Source organism: uncultured Clostridium sp., from assembly GCF_963527835.1.
Classification (GTDB): Bacteria; Bacillota; Clostridia; order Clostridiales; family Clostridiaceae; genus Clostridium.
Map to the genome: position 1 here is coordinate 17,990 of NZ_CAURTC010000019.1, position 18,821 is coordinate 36,810.

Annotated in this window: 19 protein-coding genes; all 19 read right to left on the bottom strand. The window is 26.5% G+C overall.

Annotated features, from left to right (window positions below; all coding sequences use genetic code 11):
- Positions 1–147: 147 nt before the first annotated feature.
- The 19 genes from RYM86_RS10350 to RYM86_RS10440 all read right to left on the bottom strand — a co-directional run bounded on the left by RYM86_RS10350 (position 148) and on the right by RYM86_RS10440 (position 18,600).
- On the bottom strand, positions 148–1,092 hold the full coding sequence (locus RYM86_RS10350; protein ID WP_315080243.1) for a transketolase family protein: 945 nt from the start codon (positions 1,090–1,092) through the stop codon (positions 148–150).
- A complete protein-coding gene (locus RYM86_RS10355; protein ID WP_315080244.1) occupies positions 1,092–1,916 on the bottom strand; it encodes a transketolase in 825 nt (274 codons plus the stop codon). The genes RYM86_RS10350 and RYM86_RS10355 overlap by 1 nt, the downstream gene beginning before the upstream one ends.
- Before the next feature lie 274 nt (positions 1,917–2,190).
- Positions 2,191–3,048: a PTS system mannose/fructose/sorbose family transporter subunit IID gene (locus tag RYM86_RS10360; protein ID WP_315080246.1), complete on the bottom strand. Its 858-nt coding sequence runs from the start codon at positions 3,046–3,048 to the stop codon at positions 2,191–2,193.
- 26 nt (positions 3,049–3,074) lie between these two features.
- A complete protein-coding gene (locus RYM86_RS10365) occupies positions 3,075–3,833 on the bottom strand; it encodes a PTS sugar transporter subunit IIC (RefSeq protein WP_315080249.1) in 759 nt (252 codons plus the stop codon).
- A gap of 97 nt (positions 3,834–3,930) precedes the next feature.
- The gene (locus tag RYM86_RS10370) at positions 3,931–4,401 is read right to left on the bottom strand and encodes a PTS sugar transporter subunit IIB (protein ID WP_315080251.1); all 471 of its coding nucleotides are present in this window, start codon (positions 4,399–4,401) and stop codon (positions 3,931–3,933) included.
- A 16-nt stretch (positions 4,402–4,417) separates the two neighbouring features.
- Positions 4,418–4,840 (bottom strand): PTS sugar transporter subunit IIA, encoded by a 423-nt coding sequence (locus RYM86_RS10375; protein ID WP_315080252.1) that lies wholly within the window; start codon positions 4,838–4,840, stop codon positions 4,418–4,420.
- Between the two features lie 312 nt (positions 4,841–5,152).
- Positions 5,153–7,825, bottom strand: coding sequence for a sigma 54-interacting transcriptional regulator (locus RYM86_RS10380; RefSeq protein WP_315080254.1), 2,673 nt, complete (start codon positions 7,823–7,825; stop codon positions 5,153–5,155).
- Positions 7,826–8,044: 219 nt separating this feature from the next.
- Positions 8,045–8,398: a type II toxin-antitoxin system PemK/MazF family toxin gene (locus RYM86_RS10385; protein WP_003370925.1), complete on the bottom strand. Its 354-nt coding sequence runs from the start codon at positions 8,396–8,398 to the stop codon at positions 8,045–8,047.
- Positions 8,399–8,407: 9 nt separating this feature from the next.
- Complete coding sequence (locus RYM86_RS10390) at positions 8,408–8,662, bottom strand: hypothetical protein (protein ID WP_315080260.1); 255 nt, start codon at positions 8,660–8,662, stop codon at positions 8,408–8,410.
- 369 nt (positions 8,663–9,031) lie between these two features.
- Positions 9,032–9,661 carry a germination lipoprotein GerS-related protein gene (locus RYM86_RS10395; RefSeq protein ID WP_315080262.1) on the bottom strand — a complete coding sequence of 210 codons (630 nt, stop codon included), beginning with the start codon at positions 9,659–9,661 and terminating at the stop codon, positions 9,032–9,034.
- Between the two features lie 65 nt (positions 9,662–9,726).
- Positions 9,727–11,226, bottom strand: a complete 1,500-nt coding sequence (locus tag RYM86_RS10400; RefSeq protein ID WP_315080263.1) for an NAD(P)H-hydrate dehydratase — start codon at positions 11,224–11,226, stop codon at positions 9,727–9,729.
- A gap of 1 nt (position 11,227) precedes the next feature.
- On the bottom strand, positions 11,228–11,599 hold the full coding sequence (gene acpS / locus RYM86_RS10405; protein ID WP_315080264.1) for a holo-ACP synthase: 372 nt from the start codon (positions 11,597–11,599) through the stop codon (positions 11,228–11,230).
- Positions 11,600–11,672: 73 nt separating this feature from the next.
- On the bottom strand, positions 11,673–11,996 hold the full coding sequence (locus tag RYM86_RS10410; protein WP_315080265.1) for a DUF6514 family protein: 324 nt from the start codon (positions 11,994–11,996) through the stop codon (positions 11,673–11,675).
- Positions 11,997–12,890: 894 nt separating this feature from the next.
- Positions 12,891–13,238, bottom strand: a complete 348-nt coding sequence (locus RYM86_RS10415) for a single-stranded DNA-binding protein (protein ID WP_315080267.1) — start codon at positions 13,236–13,238, stop codon at positions 12,891–12,893.
- Positions 13,239–13,308: 70 nt separating this feature from the next.
- Positions 13,309–14,157 (bottom strand): YihY/virulence factor BrkB family protein, encoded by an 849-nt coding sequence (locus RYM86_RS10420; protein ID WP_315080268.1) that lies wholly within the window; start codon positions 14,155–14,157, stop codon positions 13,309–13,311.
- A gap of 353 nt (positions 14,158–14,510) precedes the next feature.
- Positions 14,511–15,827 carry a nucleotide sugar dehydrogenase gene (locus RYM86_RS10425; protein ID WP_315080270.1) on the bottom strand — a complete coding sequence of 439 codons (1,317 nt, stop codon included), beginning with the start codon at positions 15,825–15,827 and terminating at the stop codon, positions 14,511–14,513.
- A complete protein-coding gene (locus tag RYM86_RS10430; protein WP_315080271.1) occupies positions 15,828–16,418 on the bottom strand; it encodes a DapH/DapD/GlmU-related protein in 591 nt (196 codons plus the stop codon).
- Between the two features lie 13 nt (positions 16,419–16,431).
- A complete protein-coding gene (locus RYM86_RS10435; RefSeq protein ID WP_315080272.1) occupies positions 16,432–17,613 on the bottom strand; it encodes a DegT/DnrJ/EryC1/StrS family aminotransferase in 1,182 nt (393 codons plus the stop codon).
- A gap of 393 nt (positions 17,614–18,006) precedes the next feature.
- Positions 18,007–18,600, bottom strand: a complete 594-nt coding sequence (locus tag RYM86_RS10440) for a DUF1836 domain-containing protein (RefSeq protein ID WP_315080273.1) — start codon at positions 18,598–18,600, stop codon at positions 18,007–18,009.
- Positions 18,601–18,821 lie beyond the last annotated feature (221 nt).

The window sequence follows — 18,821 nt, forward strand, 5'->3', positions numbered from 1 at the left end:
TATTACTGCAATCTATACTTTCTAATTTCGATTCTCAACTAAATTTATTTATGACTGGATTTTTTAATACTTAAAAAATTAATAATTTCTTTAAAACAAAAAAAGGTAGCAATAACTTAAAGTATTGCTACCTAATAATAAAGCTAACTATCTTTTAATTGATACTGCTTTTTTAACCTTTTCAACTATTTTTTCAGTTGTTAAGCCATATGCTTTTAATAATTGTTCTGGCTTTCCACTTTCACCAAACGTATCTTCAATTCCAACTTTTAATACTGGAACTGGCATTTCTTCACATAATACTTCTGATACAGCAGAACCTAATCCGCCAATTATGCTATGTTCTTCAGCAGTAACAATAGCACCTGTTTCTTTTGCTGCTTTTATTAATAATTCTGAATCTATAGGTTTTATAGTATGAATATTAATAACTCTTGCATCTATTCCATCTTTAGCTAATTCTTCTTTAGCTTCTAATGCTAATTTAACCATTATTCCTGTTGCTACTATAGTAACATCATTTCCATTTGCTAATGTTACACCTTTTCCTATTTCAAACTTATAGTCAGCATCGTTATTTACATTTTCAACTGCTAATCTACCAAGTCTTACATAACAAGGTCCATTATATTCTGCTACAGCTAAAATAGCTGCCTCAGTTTCAATTGCATCTGCTGGATTTATTACTGTCATATTAGGAATGCTTCTCATTAATGAAATATCTTCAACTGATTGATGAGATGCTCCATCTTCTCCTACTGTTAATCCTGCATGAGTTGCACAAACTTTAACATTAAGCTTTGGATAACAAATTGAATTTCTAATTTGCTCAAATGCTCTACCTGCTGCAAACATTGCAAATGTACTAACAAATGGAACTTTTCCACAAGTTGAAAGACCTGATGCAACTCCCATCATATTAGCTTCTGCTATTCCCATATTAATAAATCTTTCTGGTGCAGCTGCTTTAAAATCTGCTGTTTTAGTTGACTTTGATAAATCTGCATCTAATACTACAACATCTTTATTCATGTTTGAAAGTTTTACTAATGCCTTACCATAAGCTTCTCTAGTTGCTATTTTATTACCCATTAGTTTTCCCCTCCAATTTCTTTTAATGCTTGATCACATTGTTCTACGCTAGGGGCTGTTCCATGCCATCCAGCTTGATTTTCCATAAATGAAACACCCTTACCTTTTACAGTCTTACAAACTATAACAGTTGGTTGTCCTTTTATATTTTTAGCTTTTTCAATTGCATCTAAAATTTGATCATAATCATGACCATCTATTATTAATGTATTCCATCCAAAAGCTTCAAATTTCTTATCAATTGGAGCTGGATTCATTACATCTGAAATATTTCCATCTATTTGTAGTCCATTATAATCTACAAATGCAGTTAAATTATCTAATTTGTAGTGAGCTGCTGACATTGATGCTTCCCAAACTTGACCTTCTTCAAGTTCTCCATCACCTAATATAGTGTAAACTCTATAATTTTTGTTATCTAATTTACCTGCTAATGCCATTCCAACAGCTGCTGAAATTCCTTGTCCTAATGAACCTGTTGACATATCAATTCCTGGTAAGTCATTCATATTAGGATGTCCTTGTAATCTAGATCCTATTTTTCTTAAAGTATTTAATTCTTCTACATCAAAATAACCTTTTCTTGCTAATGCACTATATAAAGCTGGTGCAGCATGTCCTTTTGATAATACAAATCTGTCTCTATCAGGATTCTTTGGATTCTTAGGATCTATGTTCATTTCATTAAAAAACAATACACTCATTATATCTGCTATTGATAAAGATCCACCCGGATGTCCTGATGCTGATTCAGTAAGCATAGTTACTATATCTTTTCTTATAAGCTTTGATATTTCTTGAAGCTTTTCTTTGTTATTATTCATACTATAATCCTCCTATGATTAAATTCCTTACCTAGAACATATTTTTTTCATTTTATATTCAATTTATTCTATCATAATAATTGCCATTTGTATATATACACATATATAAAATATATGCTATACTTTTTAAAAGTATTTTTCTATATATGGTATACTTTTATTTACTTCAATAACCTATAAAATTAATATATACCATGAAATTTATTTTTCATGGTATATACAAATTAAGGATTATCTTAAAAACAATATTTAAATTTCAAACTTTTTTTGTTAATTAGAATATACCTAAAGCTCCTAAAATTCCACCAGCTGCGATAAGTATTCCCATTATTTTAATTGGAGAAACTCCTTTTCTAACCATTTGTAATACTATTAATGTCAAAGCAAAAGGTATTAATCCTGGCATTAATTTATCTAAAAGATCTGTTTGTAAACTGAAATCAACTTCTCCCATATTAAAACTTATATTAGTTTGTAAATCAACAAATCTACCAACAAGTCCACCCATTACAAGAGTACCAAGTACAGATGCAGTTTCAATTACTTTATTTATTTTTCCACCTTGTAATATTTGTTCCACAGCTTTTTTACCAAGGTTGTACCCACTCATCCATAAAGTAAATGATATACCACCCATTATAGCAAATTGTGATATTAAAAATATTATTGGTCCAGCAACATTTCCTGTATTAGTAATACCTATACATATTGCAAGTAAAATAGGTGTAATAATCCCTTGTGTTAATGTATCACCAACACCTGCTAAAGGCCCCATTAATCCTGTTTTTATAGCATTAAATCCTTCATCACTTATCGGCTTACCATTAGATTTTTCCTCTTCCATAGCTATAGTTATACCGTGAATTACAGATCCACAAATAGGTTCAGTATTAAAAAACGCTAAATGTCTTTGAACTGCTGATTTCCTATCCTCTTTATCTTTATACAACTTCTTTACTATAGGTAACATTGAATGTGCAAAGGATGTGGCTTGCATTCTTTCATAATTATAATTTGATTGTGCAAACATAAACCATCTAATCCAAGATTTTATTACATCCCTTTTATTTAAAGTTTTAATTTCATTATCTTCCACAGGCTTATTTGTAGGCATAACATTTAATTCTGACATCTATAGTTCCTCCTCTCAAATTCCTTTTATGCATTAGAAGTAGAATTACTATTCTTTATAGCAGTTACAGTTAATGCGATTACCATTCCTATTATTGATATAATAACTATATCAAGTTGGAAATGAACTGACATTATGATTCCTAATACAAAGAATGGCATTGTAAATGAGTTTCCTATTAATTTTAAGTTCATTGCAATACCTAATGCTGGTAACATTGCACCTATTACATTAAATACATGTAATACATTAGGACTTAAAACTTCTAATAATCCTGATACTGCATTAGGTCCATAATATACAACTAATGCTGCAGGTATGAAGCTTAGTAAAAAAAGTGCTATTTGTGGCGGTATTACATTTATAAATCCGACGGCATCAATATTTCCTTTTTCAACTTCTCTATCTGCCCAGTGAACAAAGAATGAGTTAATTGTCATTTTTCCTATCCATAGAATTGTTGCAATAGTACCAAGAGGAACTGCTATTGCCATTGCAGTTTCAATATCTAGATTAGAAATTAGTGCAAGTGCAGTACCAACATATCCAGCAAAAGCAGGATCTCCCATTTGAGCTCCTCCTGCTGATATAAATCCTAAATAAATAACATTTATACCAGCTCCTATTAATGCACCTTCTAAAGGTTGTCCTAATATTATTCCTGTTATAAATCCAGCTACCAAAGGTCTGTTAAATGTGAAAAATCCTGCATAAGTAAACCATGGACTCCATGATATGTAATAGAAAAATCCTATTAATACAGCTTGTAAAATTGTAACATTCATACTAATCCCTCCTATTTATATTTAAAATTTATTATTAATACGTTTACAACAAATAGAATTATTTACTATTTACTCTAACTTTTAATTAAAATATTTGTTATATCTTATCTAATGGGATTTGCTTTGCATCAGGAACAATTTGTACAAAAACGTTTACTCCTAATTCCGTAAGCTCTTTAAATGCTTCTTTTTCTTCATCTGAAACTGAAATATTCTTATAGAATTGTTTTCTGCCTTGTTTTGCACCCATTCCTCCAAGATTTAATTCCTTTATTCCTACTCCAGCTTTTACAAGATCAAGTACAACCATTGGAGTTTTAACTAAGACTATTACTCTTTCTCCATCATCATCCTTATTCAAAGCATTAACAGCATCACTTACTCCATATATTTCAACTTTAATTGAAGATGGAGCCGCTGATTTTAAAACCATTTCCATAAATGAATCTTGCGCTACAGCGTCATCTACTACTATTATTTTAGTTGCCTTTGTAATTTTAGACCAAGCTGTTGCTACTTGACCATGTATTAATCTATCATCTATTCTTGTTAAAACAATATTTAACATATTTACCCTCTCCTTTTTATATACTTGCTTTTAATAATTCCATTTCTTTAAATAATTCTTTAATTCCTGTTGTTCCTGTTTCAATACAATAATTAGTTAAATCATCTAAATTATAAATTTCTCTCATCGTAATTGCTTCAAGTAACATTGGTAAATTAACACCTGTTATACATCTAAAATTAATATCTGATAATTTACTTGAATTTAGAGCAACTACATTATAAGGACTTCCTCCCATAAGGTCTACTAATACTAAAACTCCATCACCATCTTCTAAAGATTTAATTGACTCTTTAACCTTATCGCCTAACATTTCAACACTATCTCCATGTTGAAGTCCTAATGTTAATATTTTCTCTTGTTTTCCTACAATAAGTTCTGCACTCTTTAATATTTCTTCTGAAAATTTTCCATGAGTTACTAATAGAATTCCTACCATTGTGCCTTCACCTCCTTAGCCTTTCTTATACTTATTTACTAAGCAAGTTCCTTGCCAAATAATTAATATAATGTGTATCAAAAATAGTATTTTATTATAGATATCTCTTTAACCTAGTATTATTAAGGATTAAAAATGAAAAAATGATATAATATTTAAATAAAAAAACTTTATAAACTAATAAATAAAATAATTATATGCATTTTTATTTATTATCACTCAATGTGTATTAAATGTGTATTAAACTTGTATTAAAAAAAACTAAATGTAAATACACATTTAGTTTTTTTATTTATATAAATACACATTTTTTTAATTTTTTGTTATATTAAAGCTAATATCAATCATCTCAACTATGTATGCTAATTCTGAATCCAGAATAGAAATTCCAAATATTTCTTCAACTAATTCAAAATTGTTTTTTATAATATTAAAAAGTTCATTTTTATTATTTTTTATTGTTAAAAACTTTTTATATGGTAAAGACTCATTTCTTATAACTCGCTCTATCATACAAGAACAATGAAATAAAAATTTTATATACAAGCTATCATCAATTTTATTATTGCAATCTATTGCTATTTTTTCTAAAACTTGATTTAATACTTCTGATGTCTTTTGAACGTTTAAAAATGTAAGTGCCTCATCTAATAGCTTTATAATATGTTTTTTCCAAATTATATTTTCATAATTAGTTACTATTTCTAAATTTCTTGAATCTATATTTTCTGTATTTACTTTTACCCTACCTGCAATCAATGAGCTAACATTTTCTATATTATTAACTAATATATCCATATTTATATTTGAAGTCATAGCTTTTCTTCCAGCCTCAATAACCATAGGTGTACTAACCATTTTTATTGTTCTTGTTTCTATTCCTGTTTTTTCCGTAATTACATCTCCAAATGTAGCTAAAGATCCCATATCAACTAGTAATAAAACTCCACTTCCTTTATTTATTTTACTAACTGTATCTATGGCTTTCTTTAAGGTAATCTCAACTTTTTCTTCTAATGGCATATCTAATGCATGTATACAATCATATCCTAAAAGTGTCTTTGCAACATCAACCATATTAGTTGCAGTTCCATATCCATGAGCAATTACTAAAACTTGAATGTTTCCATGTTCTCTTTTAGTATTTACAGAATGTAAATACATAGTTATAAATACTAATTCATCATTAGGTATTTTAACAAAAAATTTTTCTTCTATTTTAGATTTTATTAATGCTGCAAGATTATATTCTTGTTTATAAGTTTTATAATTATCTTCAGATTTAGGGTATATAACTATGTTTCCTATTCTTAATCTTTCCAAAAGAGTTTCTATATGTAATGCTAAACTATATATTAATTTTGTATCTATGTTCTTAATACAGTCATCTGAACTTTCTACAAATGATTCTTTAATAATCTCAACAATCTCTGGTGTCACTATTTTGGATAATACTTCTTTATCAAGCGCTAAGTCTTCAGATTTTTCTATAGATGATGTATTATTAAATCTATATTGGATTTGATTAACTATATTTTCTCTAATCTGTTTTATAGATAATCCATCTGCATAAAATTTCTGAGCTTTTTGTAACATTAAATCATAAAAATCTCCTTCAGCATTGCAGTTGTCATACAATAATAACCCATTTAAATTGTCGTCTGATTCTTCACTTGAGCCATTAAATATTATAGACTCAAAATCATTTAAATCAAAATATTTAATTAGTTCTTGTCTTTTATCTTCAATTGTAAATAAGCCTTCTTTAAATCTCTGAGAAATCTGAGATAACTTTACATATACATATTCATATTCCTCTGTAATGTACTCAACAAATGCATTAGCACAAATAAGTTGAATATCATTCTTTAACTGACCTATATTGCCTGGACATTTATAAAGCAACAATACTTTTAATACTTCTTTAGATACTTTTAATGGAGCCTTAATTTTTATAGATTCATTTTTAAAAAATTGGCAAATAAGTTCCATTCGTTCTTTAAGTGAACGTTTACTTAAGCTAGGTAGCTTAATTGTTACTGGAATTCTTCTTAAAAATGTTCCCAAAATGGCTGACTTTGGATCCTCTGTTGTTGCTGCTATAAATAATATATTAGCTTTTCGTGCATTCTCAGATTCTCCTAACCTTCTATAGCTTCCCCTATCCATTAATGAAAACAGCATTTCCTGTCCTTCTGGAGATAGACGATGTACCTCATCTAAAAATAATATTCCACCATTAGCTTGGTCTACCAATCCTTTTTTTTCACAACTTGCCCCAGTAAATGCTCCTTTTACATGTCCAAATAAATGTGAAAGTAAAAGTTGAGAATTTTCTGCATAATCTGCACAATTAAATATAATATATGGAGAATCCTTTGTAAGTTTTCCTACTTCTATTGCATATATATACATAGCTTCAGCAAATGTAGTTTTCCCAACACCTGTAGGACCTATTAATAAAGTATGCAACCCATTAGGTGGATATAATATTGTTGCTTTCGCTTGTTTAATTTGTGATTTTAATGAATCTCCGCTACCAATTATGTTTTTAAAAATAGTTTTTTTATGTTTATGTAGTTTTTCTTTATTTCTTTCTAATTCTCCAGTATCTTTTATATTTTTAAATTCGTTATCTTTTTTCAAATCTGTTTTATTTGTTAACATTTTACTTAAAGAATTATATTGGGTTATTACTGATTCTTTTATAGTTATACCAAATTTTAGTTCTAAAGAAATCTTATCTAGATATAATACTGGTTTGCCCTGAATTTTAACTGCCATTTCTTCATTTACAAGACAATTTAATTCCTTACTAACATTATTTCTAGATATATTTAATTCTTTCGATATGTAACTAGCTTCAAAGCCTATTTTTTCTTCTAAAATTTCACTAAAATTTATCATTTGAGTAAGATCTTTTAATTTTTTATATACTCGTTCTTTTCTACTCAATTTATCTTTTGGGTTATAATCATCAAACACTATAATATCTCCTTTTTTATAGATTACATTCAACTACGTACATTTTTAAATGAAGTTTTCAAGTTTGAAATAAAAGAATCCTCCCAATTAAAGTAAAAATTTAATTTATTATATAATAAAAGACACCTTCCTTAGTTTATATTATCTTACCATAGAAAGTGCCTCTATTAATAGTGTCTCTGTATTCTTTAAAAGGATAGAATAAATCTATCCTTTTTTTTAATTAAGATTTAGACTTATAGTCAAAGATTTATTTACTTTTTTCATATCACAATCAGTCATATGTCCAATTTTTTCTTTCAATCTTCGTTTGTCTAAAGTCCTTATTTGTTCTAATAATACAACTGAATCTCTATTTAAACCATACTCTTCTGAAGATATTTCAACATGAGTAGGTAGTTTAGCCTTGTTTATTTGTGATGTTATTGCTGCTACAATAACAGTAGGACTATATCTGTTTCCTATATCATTTTGTATTATAATAACGGGACGTATTCCGCCTTGTTCAGATCCTATTACAGGACTTAAATCAGCGTAAAATATATCTCCTCTTTTTACTACCATAGTTGCCATTTCAAATAATCACTCTCCGCAAAGCCATATCTCATATTCATTAATATCACTTAATAGCTTTTCAACCCCATCTCTAGAAAGTTCCAAATTTAACTCTGCCATATCTTGATAACCCTTTATCATTGAGTATTCAAAATCGACTAAACTCATATCTTCAATCGTATCATTAATATATAATATTATTGAATCGCTCATAAATTCACTCTTTTTTTTATTTGTACAAAATATATCGTGATTTTTTTTATTATTCTTAAAATGTGACATAATTTCTCCTCCATAGTAGTAAAAATCCTATGTATATATCTATTATATTGCAAATTATGTCAATTTGTCAAAAGAATTGTCCTTTTTTTGTGATATATTTTTATTTTAAATTACGAGTTTTTTTTATTTATATTATTTGTAACAATTATTTACTTAAAATGTATGTATCTTTGTGATACTTTCTATAAAATAATTTTAAACTAACGTTATTTTGATATTAATGTGGCTTAATTTATTTTAATTTAAATGTTTTACTTATTTACTTTTATAGGAAGAATATTAACTACAACTATAATATAAAGATTTTAATTTTTATGTGGTTTCAATTCTTCCTTCTCATCATAGGTTATCTTAAAAAACATATATTGATTAAAACAACTCATCACTTAAATTTTTTTCAATTTTGAAATCTTTGTAAGTTACAATAACCCTTTCGGCTCCGTTAATATCAAATATTTTTAATAATATAGGTGATTTTGTTTTTTTATCTATATAAAATTTTCCTTTTTCGAAATGTTTATTATTCATATCATACTTCAAATCAATTTCTAAATAGTTTCCATCCCCCCACTCTTTAACATTTTCTTTTATTTCACCTAACATTTTATTAGACAAAATATTGTTTATTGATGCTAGTGGATAAATAATATCCATATTCCCATCAAGTTTAAATTCATCACCTTGATAGTCCTTAACTTGTATTTCTCCATTGTTATATACTTTTATTGTTTTGTTATCTTGTCCAAATTCAATTCTCAATCCCTTATCATTACTATAATATTGTGTAGTTAATTCTTTAATTTCGCCTCTTGAATTTTTAAATGTATATTCTACGCCTGTACTATATTCTTTTATGTTCTTAACAGAATTTAAAATATCTTCATTAGTCGGAAGTAAAATATGTCTAAATAAAACTATCAATAAAATAGTGATAATTGGTATAAGTAATAAAGTAGATAAAAGTATTTTACCTTTAATTGTCTTTTTTTTCTTTTCCATTAATCCTCCAAAGCTTTATTAATACTTTATTACTATTATGAAAAGTTTTTTTATTTTATTCTTAATTACTTAAGAATATTATTAATTTTCGTTGGCAAATTACTTATAATATCTCTTGCATTAACTATAAAAGAATTTTGTGAAATTTCATCAGCTAATTTTCCATGTATATAAGTGCCTAAAACAGTTGCATCTTCAATGTTTGCTCCTTGAGATATTAGTGCAGTTATTATTCCTGTTAATGCATCACCCATTCCACCTGATGCCATTTTACTATTACCAGTTTGATTTATGTAAGTTTTATTATGAATACAAATTACTGTCTTATAACCCTTTAACAATAAATTTATTCTGTAATCTTCAAAAAATTTCTTTGCTATGCTAATTCTGTTATCTTCAACCTCATTAATTTTTATATTTAAAAATCTAGCTAACTCCCCTGGATGCGGTGTCATAATTGCTCTATTTTCTAAATATTTTAATAATGACTTATTTTTTGACAATAATGTTATTGCATCTGCGTCAATAACTATTGGGCAAGTTGTTTCCTTTACAACTTTTTCAAATAGTAATTTCTCTTTTTCTCCAGTTCCGAGTCCTGGTCCAATAGCAATAACTTGAGCTCCTTTTAATAACTCATTTAATCTTTTATCTTCTGCGCTTAAAGTCATAGCTTCTATCAATTTATTAGATAATATAGGTTGTATTTCTTTAGGACAAACTAAAGTTACTAATCCAGCGCCACTTCTAACTGTACATTCAGTAGTTATAAATGCTGCCCCTGTAAATCCAATGCTACCTGCAATTACAATTGCTCTACCATAGTTTCCTTTATGTCCATAAATATTTCTTTTTGGGATCAATTTTTTATATTCAGAATCATCTAATATACAAATTCCATCACTGTTTTGTTTTTTAATTTTTTGGGGAATACCTATATTTACAACTTTAATATTTCCTAAATATTCAATTGCATCATATCTTAAGAATCCTTTTTTTATAACTTCAAATGTATACGTATAATCTGCCCTTATTGAAATTCCTTTTGGTACTCCCTTATCACAATCCAAGCCAGATGGAACATCTACTGATACAGTTATATTTGAGTTAACATTGATTTTATTTATAATATTTTTAAATAAGTCTTTAAGATCTCTATTTAATCCAATACCAAAAATAGCATCTAATGTCACATCAAAGTTTTTAATATCATTAACTAAATTAGTATCTATATCTTCTTCGGATCTTATCTTTTTAATTTCTATATTTTCTAGATTAGTTAATATTTTTAGGTTTAATTTAAAATCTTCACTATAATTTTCATTAACTCCAATAATATAAACTTTTACCTTCTTACCATTATTAAATAAGTGTCTAGCAATTGCTAAACCATCTCCACCATTATTCCCTTGACCACACATTATAAGAAAACTTTCACCCATATTATATATTTCTTTATATATTGATATAGCTGCATTTTCCATTAAAACAATACTAGGAATTCCTATTTCATTGATTGTTAGTTCATCAATTAGTTTACATTTTTTAGAAGACATAATTTCCATGTTATATCACCTCTATTATTGCATATGCTATAGCGTCAGTATTACTATGAGATATACTTATAAAAATATTGTAATTATCTAAATTAAACATTTTATATAATTTATCACTTAAATTCACTATTGGCTTTCCTAGTTCATCTCTTAATACCTCTATATCCTTCAATCCAAATCCTCTAAATCCGCTACCTAATGCTTTACTTACAGCTTCTTTTGCTGCAAAATTTCCTGATATAGTATTAGCATTAAATTTTCTTAATTTAAAGTATTCAACTTCTTTTTGCGTAAAAAATCTATTTATAAAATTTGGATTACTTTCAATAGCTTTTTTTATTCTTTCAATTTCTACTATATCCGTTCCAATTCCTCTTATCAAAATATTACCCCTTTCTCAGAAAGTTACTTTATTTAGTATATACTAAATGAAGTATTTAAGTAATATTTAACAATTAATTTGCAACATCTTTTGAAGTAAAATTATTAAATTCACATACATGCTCGTCTACATACTCACCAATAATGTCTATAAGATGTAATGGTGAAACTCTGTTTTCATATAATTTAGTAAGTAAAGCTTTAACATTTTGTCTATTTATAGAAATTAAATTTACTGAATCCTTTTCATAAAATACATTATTAGTGGCATTTGAGTTTTGGCTTTGCACTTCTATGCCATATCCTGTTATTCCTTTATACAGTGATTTAGTTAGCCTATATTTATACTCAAAATTATTTTCAGTATCTATAGATGTATATTCTTCTATAATATCCATATAATTACTCAACCCCTTTTAAATTTGTAACACATGTTAATATTATCACATTAACCTTTTATAAAATGTCAAAGCATGTCCTGATAATTAGTTATTTATATATTTTTTATTGACAATAAATTTTGAAACTTGCTATTTATCACCGCATAAATAAATATATTTAAATTTAAAGTATTTGTCGAATATTAATTTAATTACAATAATTAAACTTTAATTTTATCGGATATTTTGTATTTATATATATATTCTTATAGAATAAAAAAATCGCCAAGGCGACTGTGGAGCCGTCGATTTTTTTTAGCCATGCACCCTTCCCAAATGCAATGCAGGAATAATGGTGCGGCATATGATTATTTTTTATTCTTTAGATGTACTCATCATGCCTCTAAAATACAGTATTCTATAAGTTATCCACAGATTTTCAGGCGATATAATTTCCTAAAGAATAAAAAAATAAACCACCTTAAATAGCATAAATCTATTTTAAGATGGTTTATTTTTTCCCATTTTAACCCCATAAATTTCATTGTAACCATAATTGAAAATTGAAAACTGAAAACTTTTTAGTTATCGTTTACATTATTTATTATATCACATTTATTTATTAATTCAATATTTGGTATATTATTTATTAAAATTTTGTAACTTTTTTGAAATATAGAAAGTATTTTAGTATATCTTTTCTTAATAATATAGTGTTAATTATGCTTAAATTTATAAATATTAATATTTTAAAGGTTATTTTACTCAAAATAATATAAATATTATAATTTTTTCTTTAAAAGTAATATACTTGTAGCTTTTAAGTATTTCATAAATTAAAAGCACTATGAATATTTTAATATCCATAATGCTTTTATATAAAAATCTTACGTCATTTTTAACGTATTAATTTTAATTTTCTGTAGCAACTTTTTCTTGTCTTTTATTTCCTAAGAACTTAAAGTCTTCGCCAACAACTTCTGCTATGTATTTCTTATTTCCATCTTTATCTTCATAACTTCCAGTTCTTAATCTACCACTTAAACTTATACTGTCTCCCTTTTTCATATAGCGACATATAACTTCTGCTTTTTTGCCCCATACTATTATAGAAATTAAATCAGCTTTTCTAGTGCCATCTAAACTTTTAAATGGTCTATCTACAGCTATTATAAATTTGCTGTAGGTTTTACTATCTTTTTCTGTATACATAAGTTCAGGGTCCTTTATAAAGTTTCCTACTAATACTATTTTATTCATTATATTACACCTCCTGAATATTTCTTTATTGATTCTATCCAGATAATGTAATTATATTCATTAAAATTAATTATTCTAATATCTGCTTATTAAATTGTTCTAACACACAATTTATTTCAACTCCTAAAATAAATAAAATTGAGATTAAAAATAACCAAGTCATTAATATAAAAACAGCTCCAAGACTTCCATAAAATCTTGAGAAATTTCTAAAATTATCTATATAAAAAGAAAACCCGTAAGATGTTATTATCCATCCAACTGTACTAAATATTGATCCAGGTATTACTTCTCTCCACTTTAATCTTTTCGAAGGAGTAAATCTATATATTGATGCAAATATAAATACCATTATAATTACAACAAACACATACCTACATATATTCCATAAAATTATAACTAATTTTGTAAAGGGAATAATTTTCACTATATAATTTCCTATTACATTTCCAAATACAAGCATAGATAATGCTAATATTATAGTTAGTGCTAATGCTATTACACTTATCATAGAGATTATTAATCTTTTTATAAATGATCTATTTTCTTTAAACTCATAAGCTTTATTTACACCTTTAATTACAGCTCTAAAACCAGATGATGAAGTCCATAAAGCTAATAAAATTGAAATTTCTAATAATCCTGTATACTGTTTATCAAAAACTTCAATTATTATTGAAGAAGTCAACTCAAACACCGCTTCTGGAACTATAGCTTTTATTCCATTTAATATTTGTATAGAATCCATATTACTAAATCCTACTAATGTTATTAAGAAAATAACAAATGGAAAGAATGACAAAAGTAAATAATATGCTAGTTGAGATGCTAATGCAAAAATATCATCATTTTTTACTTTTACAATCAAATGTAATAATAGTCTTATCCTTTGTCTTATACCCATATTTTTATGACTCATTAAATCACCATTTCCTATCTTTAGATATTATTATCTCATTTAATACTTATATAAAATTATATTTATACCTCATTCCCTTTATCCCTTTAAATGAATTAATTATGATAACAAGCCATAAACAGATTTCATAATTTTCTATCAAGCTTATAATTGAAATATTTAAAATCTTTACCCATTAAGCATTATATCTTTATTCTCATATTTTATAGATAAAATTTATAAAATATTCATTATATAAAAAATAAGGTCTATTTTAAATAAATATCCCTATTTTCAACAAAATTATAGGACTTAATACTTACTCAGCATTAAGTCCTATAACAAACTAAACTTTAATATGTTAATTATACATATTATAATTTATAAATCTTATCTCTATTATTAACTACATTCTTAGTTGCATTTCTTGTATCATAAACAACTTTAGCTTTGCTTGCTATATCTTCATAATCATAGCAACTATGGTTAGTTGTTATTACAACAATATCACTTTCATCTATAACTTCTTTCCAATCTACAGAGTTATAAACTTTGTTCTTATATTTAGAAACTTCACAATATGGATCATTTACTATTACGTTAGCTCCATTCTTTTCAAAAAGTTCTATTACTTTAAATGCTGGTGATTCTCTATAATCATCAATATCATTCTTATAAGCAACTCCTAATACAAGAACTTTTGAACCATTAAGTGCCTTTTTATGCTTATTTAATATCTTCATTACATTATCTAATACAAATTCAGGCATTGAATCATTTATTTCTCCTGAAGTTTCTATTAATCTTGTATGATAATCATATTCTTTTGCTTTCCATTCTAAATAAAATGGATCAAGTGGTATACAGTGTCCTCCAAGACCTGGACCTGGGTAAAATGGCATAAATCCGTATGGCTTAGTTTTAGCTGCATCTATAACTTCCCATACATCTATTCCCATTCTGTTACATAGTATAGCCATTTCATTAGCTAATCCAATATTAATATTTCTGAATGTGTTTTCTAATATCTTTTCCATTTCAGCTACTGCTGGTGATGAAACAGTATGTATTTCACCTTCTAAAATATTTCTATATAATGCTGCTGCAACTTCTGTACAGTCTTCACTGCATCCACCAACAACTTTAGGTGTGTTTTTAGTGTTAAAGTTTTTATTACCTGGGTCAACTCTTTCTGGTGAGAATGCTAAGAAAAAGTCTACTCCGCATTTTAATCCATTTTCTTCTAATATAGGCTTAAGAACTTCTTCTGTTGTTCCTGGATAAGTTGTACTTTCAAGAACTATTAACATACCTTTGTGCATGTATTTTGCAACACTTTTTGTTGATTCTACAACGTATGATAAATCTGGTTGTTTGTATAAATCAAGTGGTGTAGGTACACAAATACAAATAGTATCTACATCTTTTACAAAACTGAAATCTGTAGTAGCTCTTAATATTTTATCATTAACTAACATTTTTAATTTTTCATCTACTACATCACCTATGTAATTATTACCTTCATTAACCATTCTAACTTTTTGTTCTTGAACATCAAATCCAATAGTTTCATATCCTGCACTTGCTTTTTCTACAGCTAATGGTAAACCAACGTATCCTAATCCCACTACGCCTACTTTAGCAGTTCTATTATTTATTTTTTCTAATAATTGTTGCTTTAATTCTGACATCTATTTTATACCTCCTAAATCTACACACTCAACTTTTTCATCAGATTTTATATATTCTTCATTACAACTTTCACAAATTGCTTTGTTGTTTTTAAAATCTAACTTTGAGCCACATTTACACACATATCCTTTAACTATTGCTGGATTTCCAACAACTAAGGCATAATCTGGTATATTTTTAGTAACTACAGCTCCAGCTCCAATTAAAGCATACTTTCCTATATTATGACCACATACTATTGTTACGTTTGCTCCAATTGATGCACCTTTTCCTATAATAGTTTGTTTGTATTCACTTTTTCTTTCTATAAAACTCCTAGGATTTATTACATTAGTAAATACACAAGATGGTCCTAAAAATACATCATCTTCACAAATAACCCCAGTATACACAGATACATTATTTTGTATTTTAACTCCATTGCCTAGTTTTACTCCAGGAGATATAACTACATTTTGACCTATATTACATTTTTCACCCATTATAGAATTACTCATAATATGAGAAAAATGCCATACTTTTGTACCTTCTCCGATTTCAACATTATCATCTATATAACTAGATTCATGTACAAAATACTTCTTATCCATAAATTATACCTCTCTATTCCTTTATAGAATCAATTATATATCTTATTTGTTCTTCTGTTAATTCTGGATAAACAGGAATTGCAAATGTTCTATGTGAAAGATATTCTGCAACTGGCATATCCCCTTCTTTATATCCAAGATCTTGATATACTTTTTGTAAATGTAATGGAACCGGATAATATACTCCTGCTGCCACGCCTTTATCTTTAAGTTTATTTAACATTTTTTCTCTATCTTCTGTTTGTAATACATATTGATGATATACTGATTCATTTTCTTGTCTAACACTTGGTGTAACAACTTTTGAATCTTTAAAGTTTTCATCATATATTTTTGCTATTTCTTTTCTCTTTGAATTCCATTTATCTAAATAAGGCAATTTTACCTTTAATATTGCTGCTTGAATAGCATCTAATCTAGAGTTATATCCTATTAAATAATTATAATACTTTAATGGATTATATACTGTATCATCTCCAGTATTAGATTTATCTACATCTTCATTTATATTATTTAATAAATTATATGCTTTTTGTCCTGTTTCTCCACTTCCATGAGTTCTTAATGCTCTAGTTATAGTTGCAATATTATCATCAGATGTTACTATCATACCACCATCGCCAGCACATGAAAGATTCTTTGTTGGGAAGAATGAAAAACAAGCCATGTCACTTAATGCCCCTATCATTTTTCCTTTATATTTAGCTCCAACTGCTTGACAAGCATCTTCAATAACTTTTAAGTTGTGTTTTTTAGCTATTTTATTTATTTCATCCATATCAGCACTTTGTCCAAAGATATGAACAGGTATAATTGCTTTTGTTTTTTCAGTAATTTTTTCTTCTATTTTGCTTGGATCTATATTAAAAGTATCTTTTTCTGCATCTACAAAAACTGGCTTTGCTCCTACAGCAGATATACATTCAGCTGAAGCAAAGTAAGTAAATGTTGAAGTTATTACTTCATCACCTGCTCCAATTCCTAAAGATTTTAATGCAATAACTAATGCATCTGTTCCATTTCCTACTGAAATAGCATGCTTAACGCCTATATAATCTGCAAAATCCTTTTCAAAATCAGATACATTTTTTCCCATAATATAATTTGCAGAAGATAATACTTCCTTAGTTACTCTATCTAAATCTTCAGAAATAGACTTATATTGAGCTTTTAAATCAATTAATGGAATATTCATTTTCCTCGCTCCTTTGATTTTACTTATATTACCAATTTATTGTTTTGATAATTCATTTCTACTAAATTATAACAAATATTTAAACTCTAAATATTAATTATTTATAAAAATTATCTTATCTCATTAAATTAGTTATCATAAAGCTACTTCTTTTGATAAACTAACATGAATATTTTAACATACTTAAATAGATAAATAAACTTTTTATTTTATATGAACAAAAAACAAAAAATGCGCACTAATACTACTCTAAAGTAACGTATATAAAAGTATTTTTTGTATAAATATAATAAAATATTACAGAATTTATTATATTTCTTTAAAAAACACCTACTTGAATAAATATAATTTACTCAAGTAAGTGTTTAATCAATCTCTTCATACTCTTATTAATTAATGTGCGTGATATTCTTTTACTATTTTTTGTACTAATTTTTTAATTACGCTAGCTTCTGCTATTAAGGATAGAACTAATAAAAATATTGTTATTCTTTCTTCTTCTTCTGAGTCTTTTAAATTTAAACATTTGATTCTTTCTTTTAACTTCTTTTCATTTTCTAAAGATGCTTTTAAATAATCATTTAAACTTTCATCTTGGATTTCAGAAAATATTTTGTAAGCATCCTGCCAACAAATTATATCATCATCTCTTTCATTTATCTCATTAAATGCTAAACTAAAAACTTTTTTTATTTCTTCAGTAGTTAGCACAGGTCTCATATAACTCAATAATACAAGCTGAACTAGATGTATTTTAGTGTATCCTCTTTTTTTTCCATCTTCTGGCTTTGTTATAACTTCACTTTTTATATAATTTTGAACTATATTGTTAGTGAATTTTTCATCCATAAATTTATCATTTAAGTAGTCTATAACTTGAGATAAAAATAAATCATACTTTGGTAAATCTTCATCTGAAATTAAACTATTTTCAGATATTTTTTTAACTATTTCTTTTATATAAGACGACTCCATATGATCATTCATATAATATCCCACACTTTCTTAGTATATTTAAATAAAGTATATAGTAAAAATAAACTTATTACAAGTTATTTTTACCATTATAATAATCTACATACATTTTTATTATATAATATAATTCAAAATTTTAGTATACGTAACAATAAACTATATTTTTGATAGTTTATTGTTTGTTGTTTTATTTTTAATTACTTTTAAAAATTATATATAAAATTAATATTTTT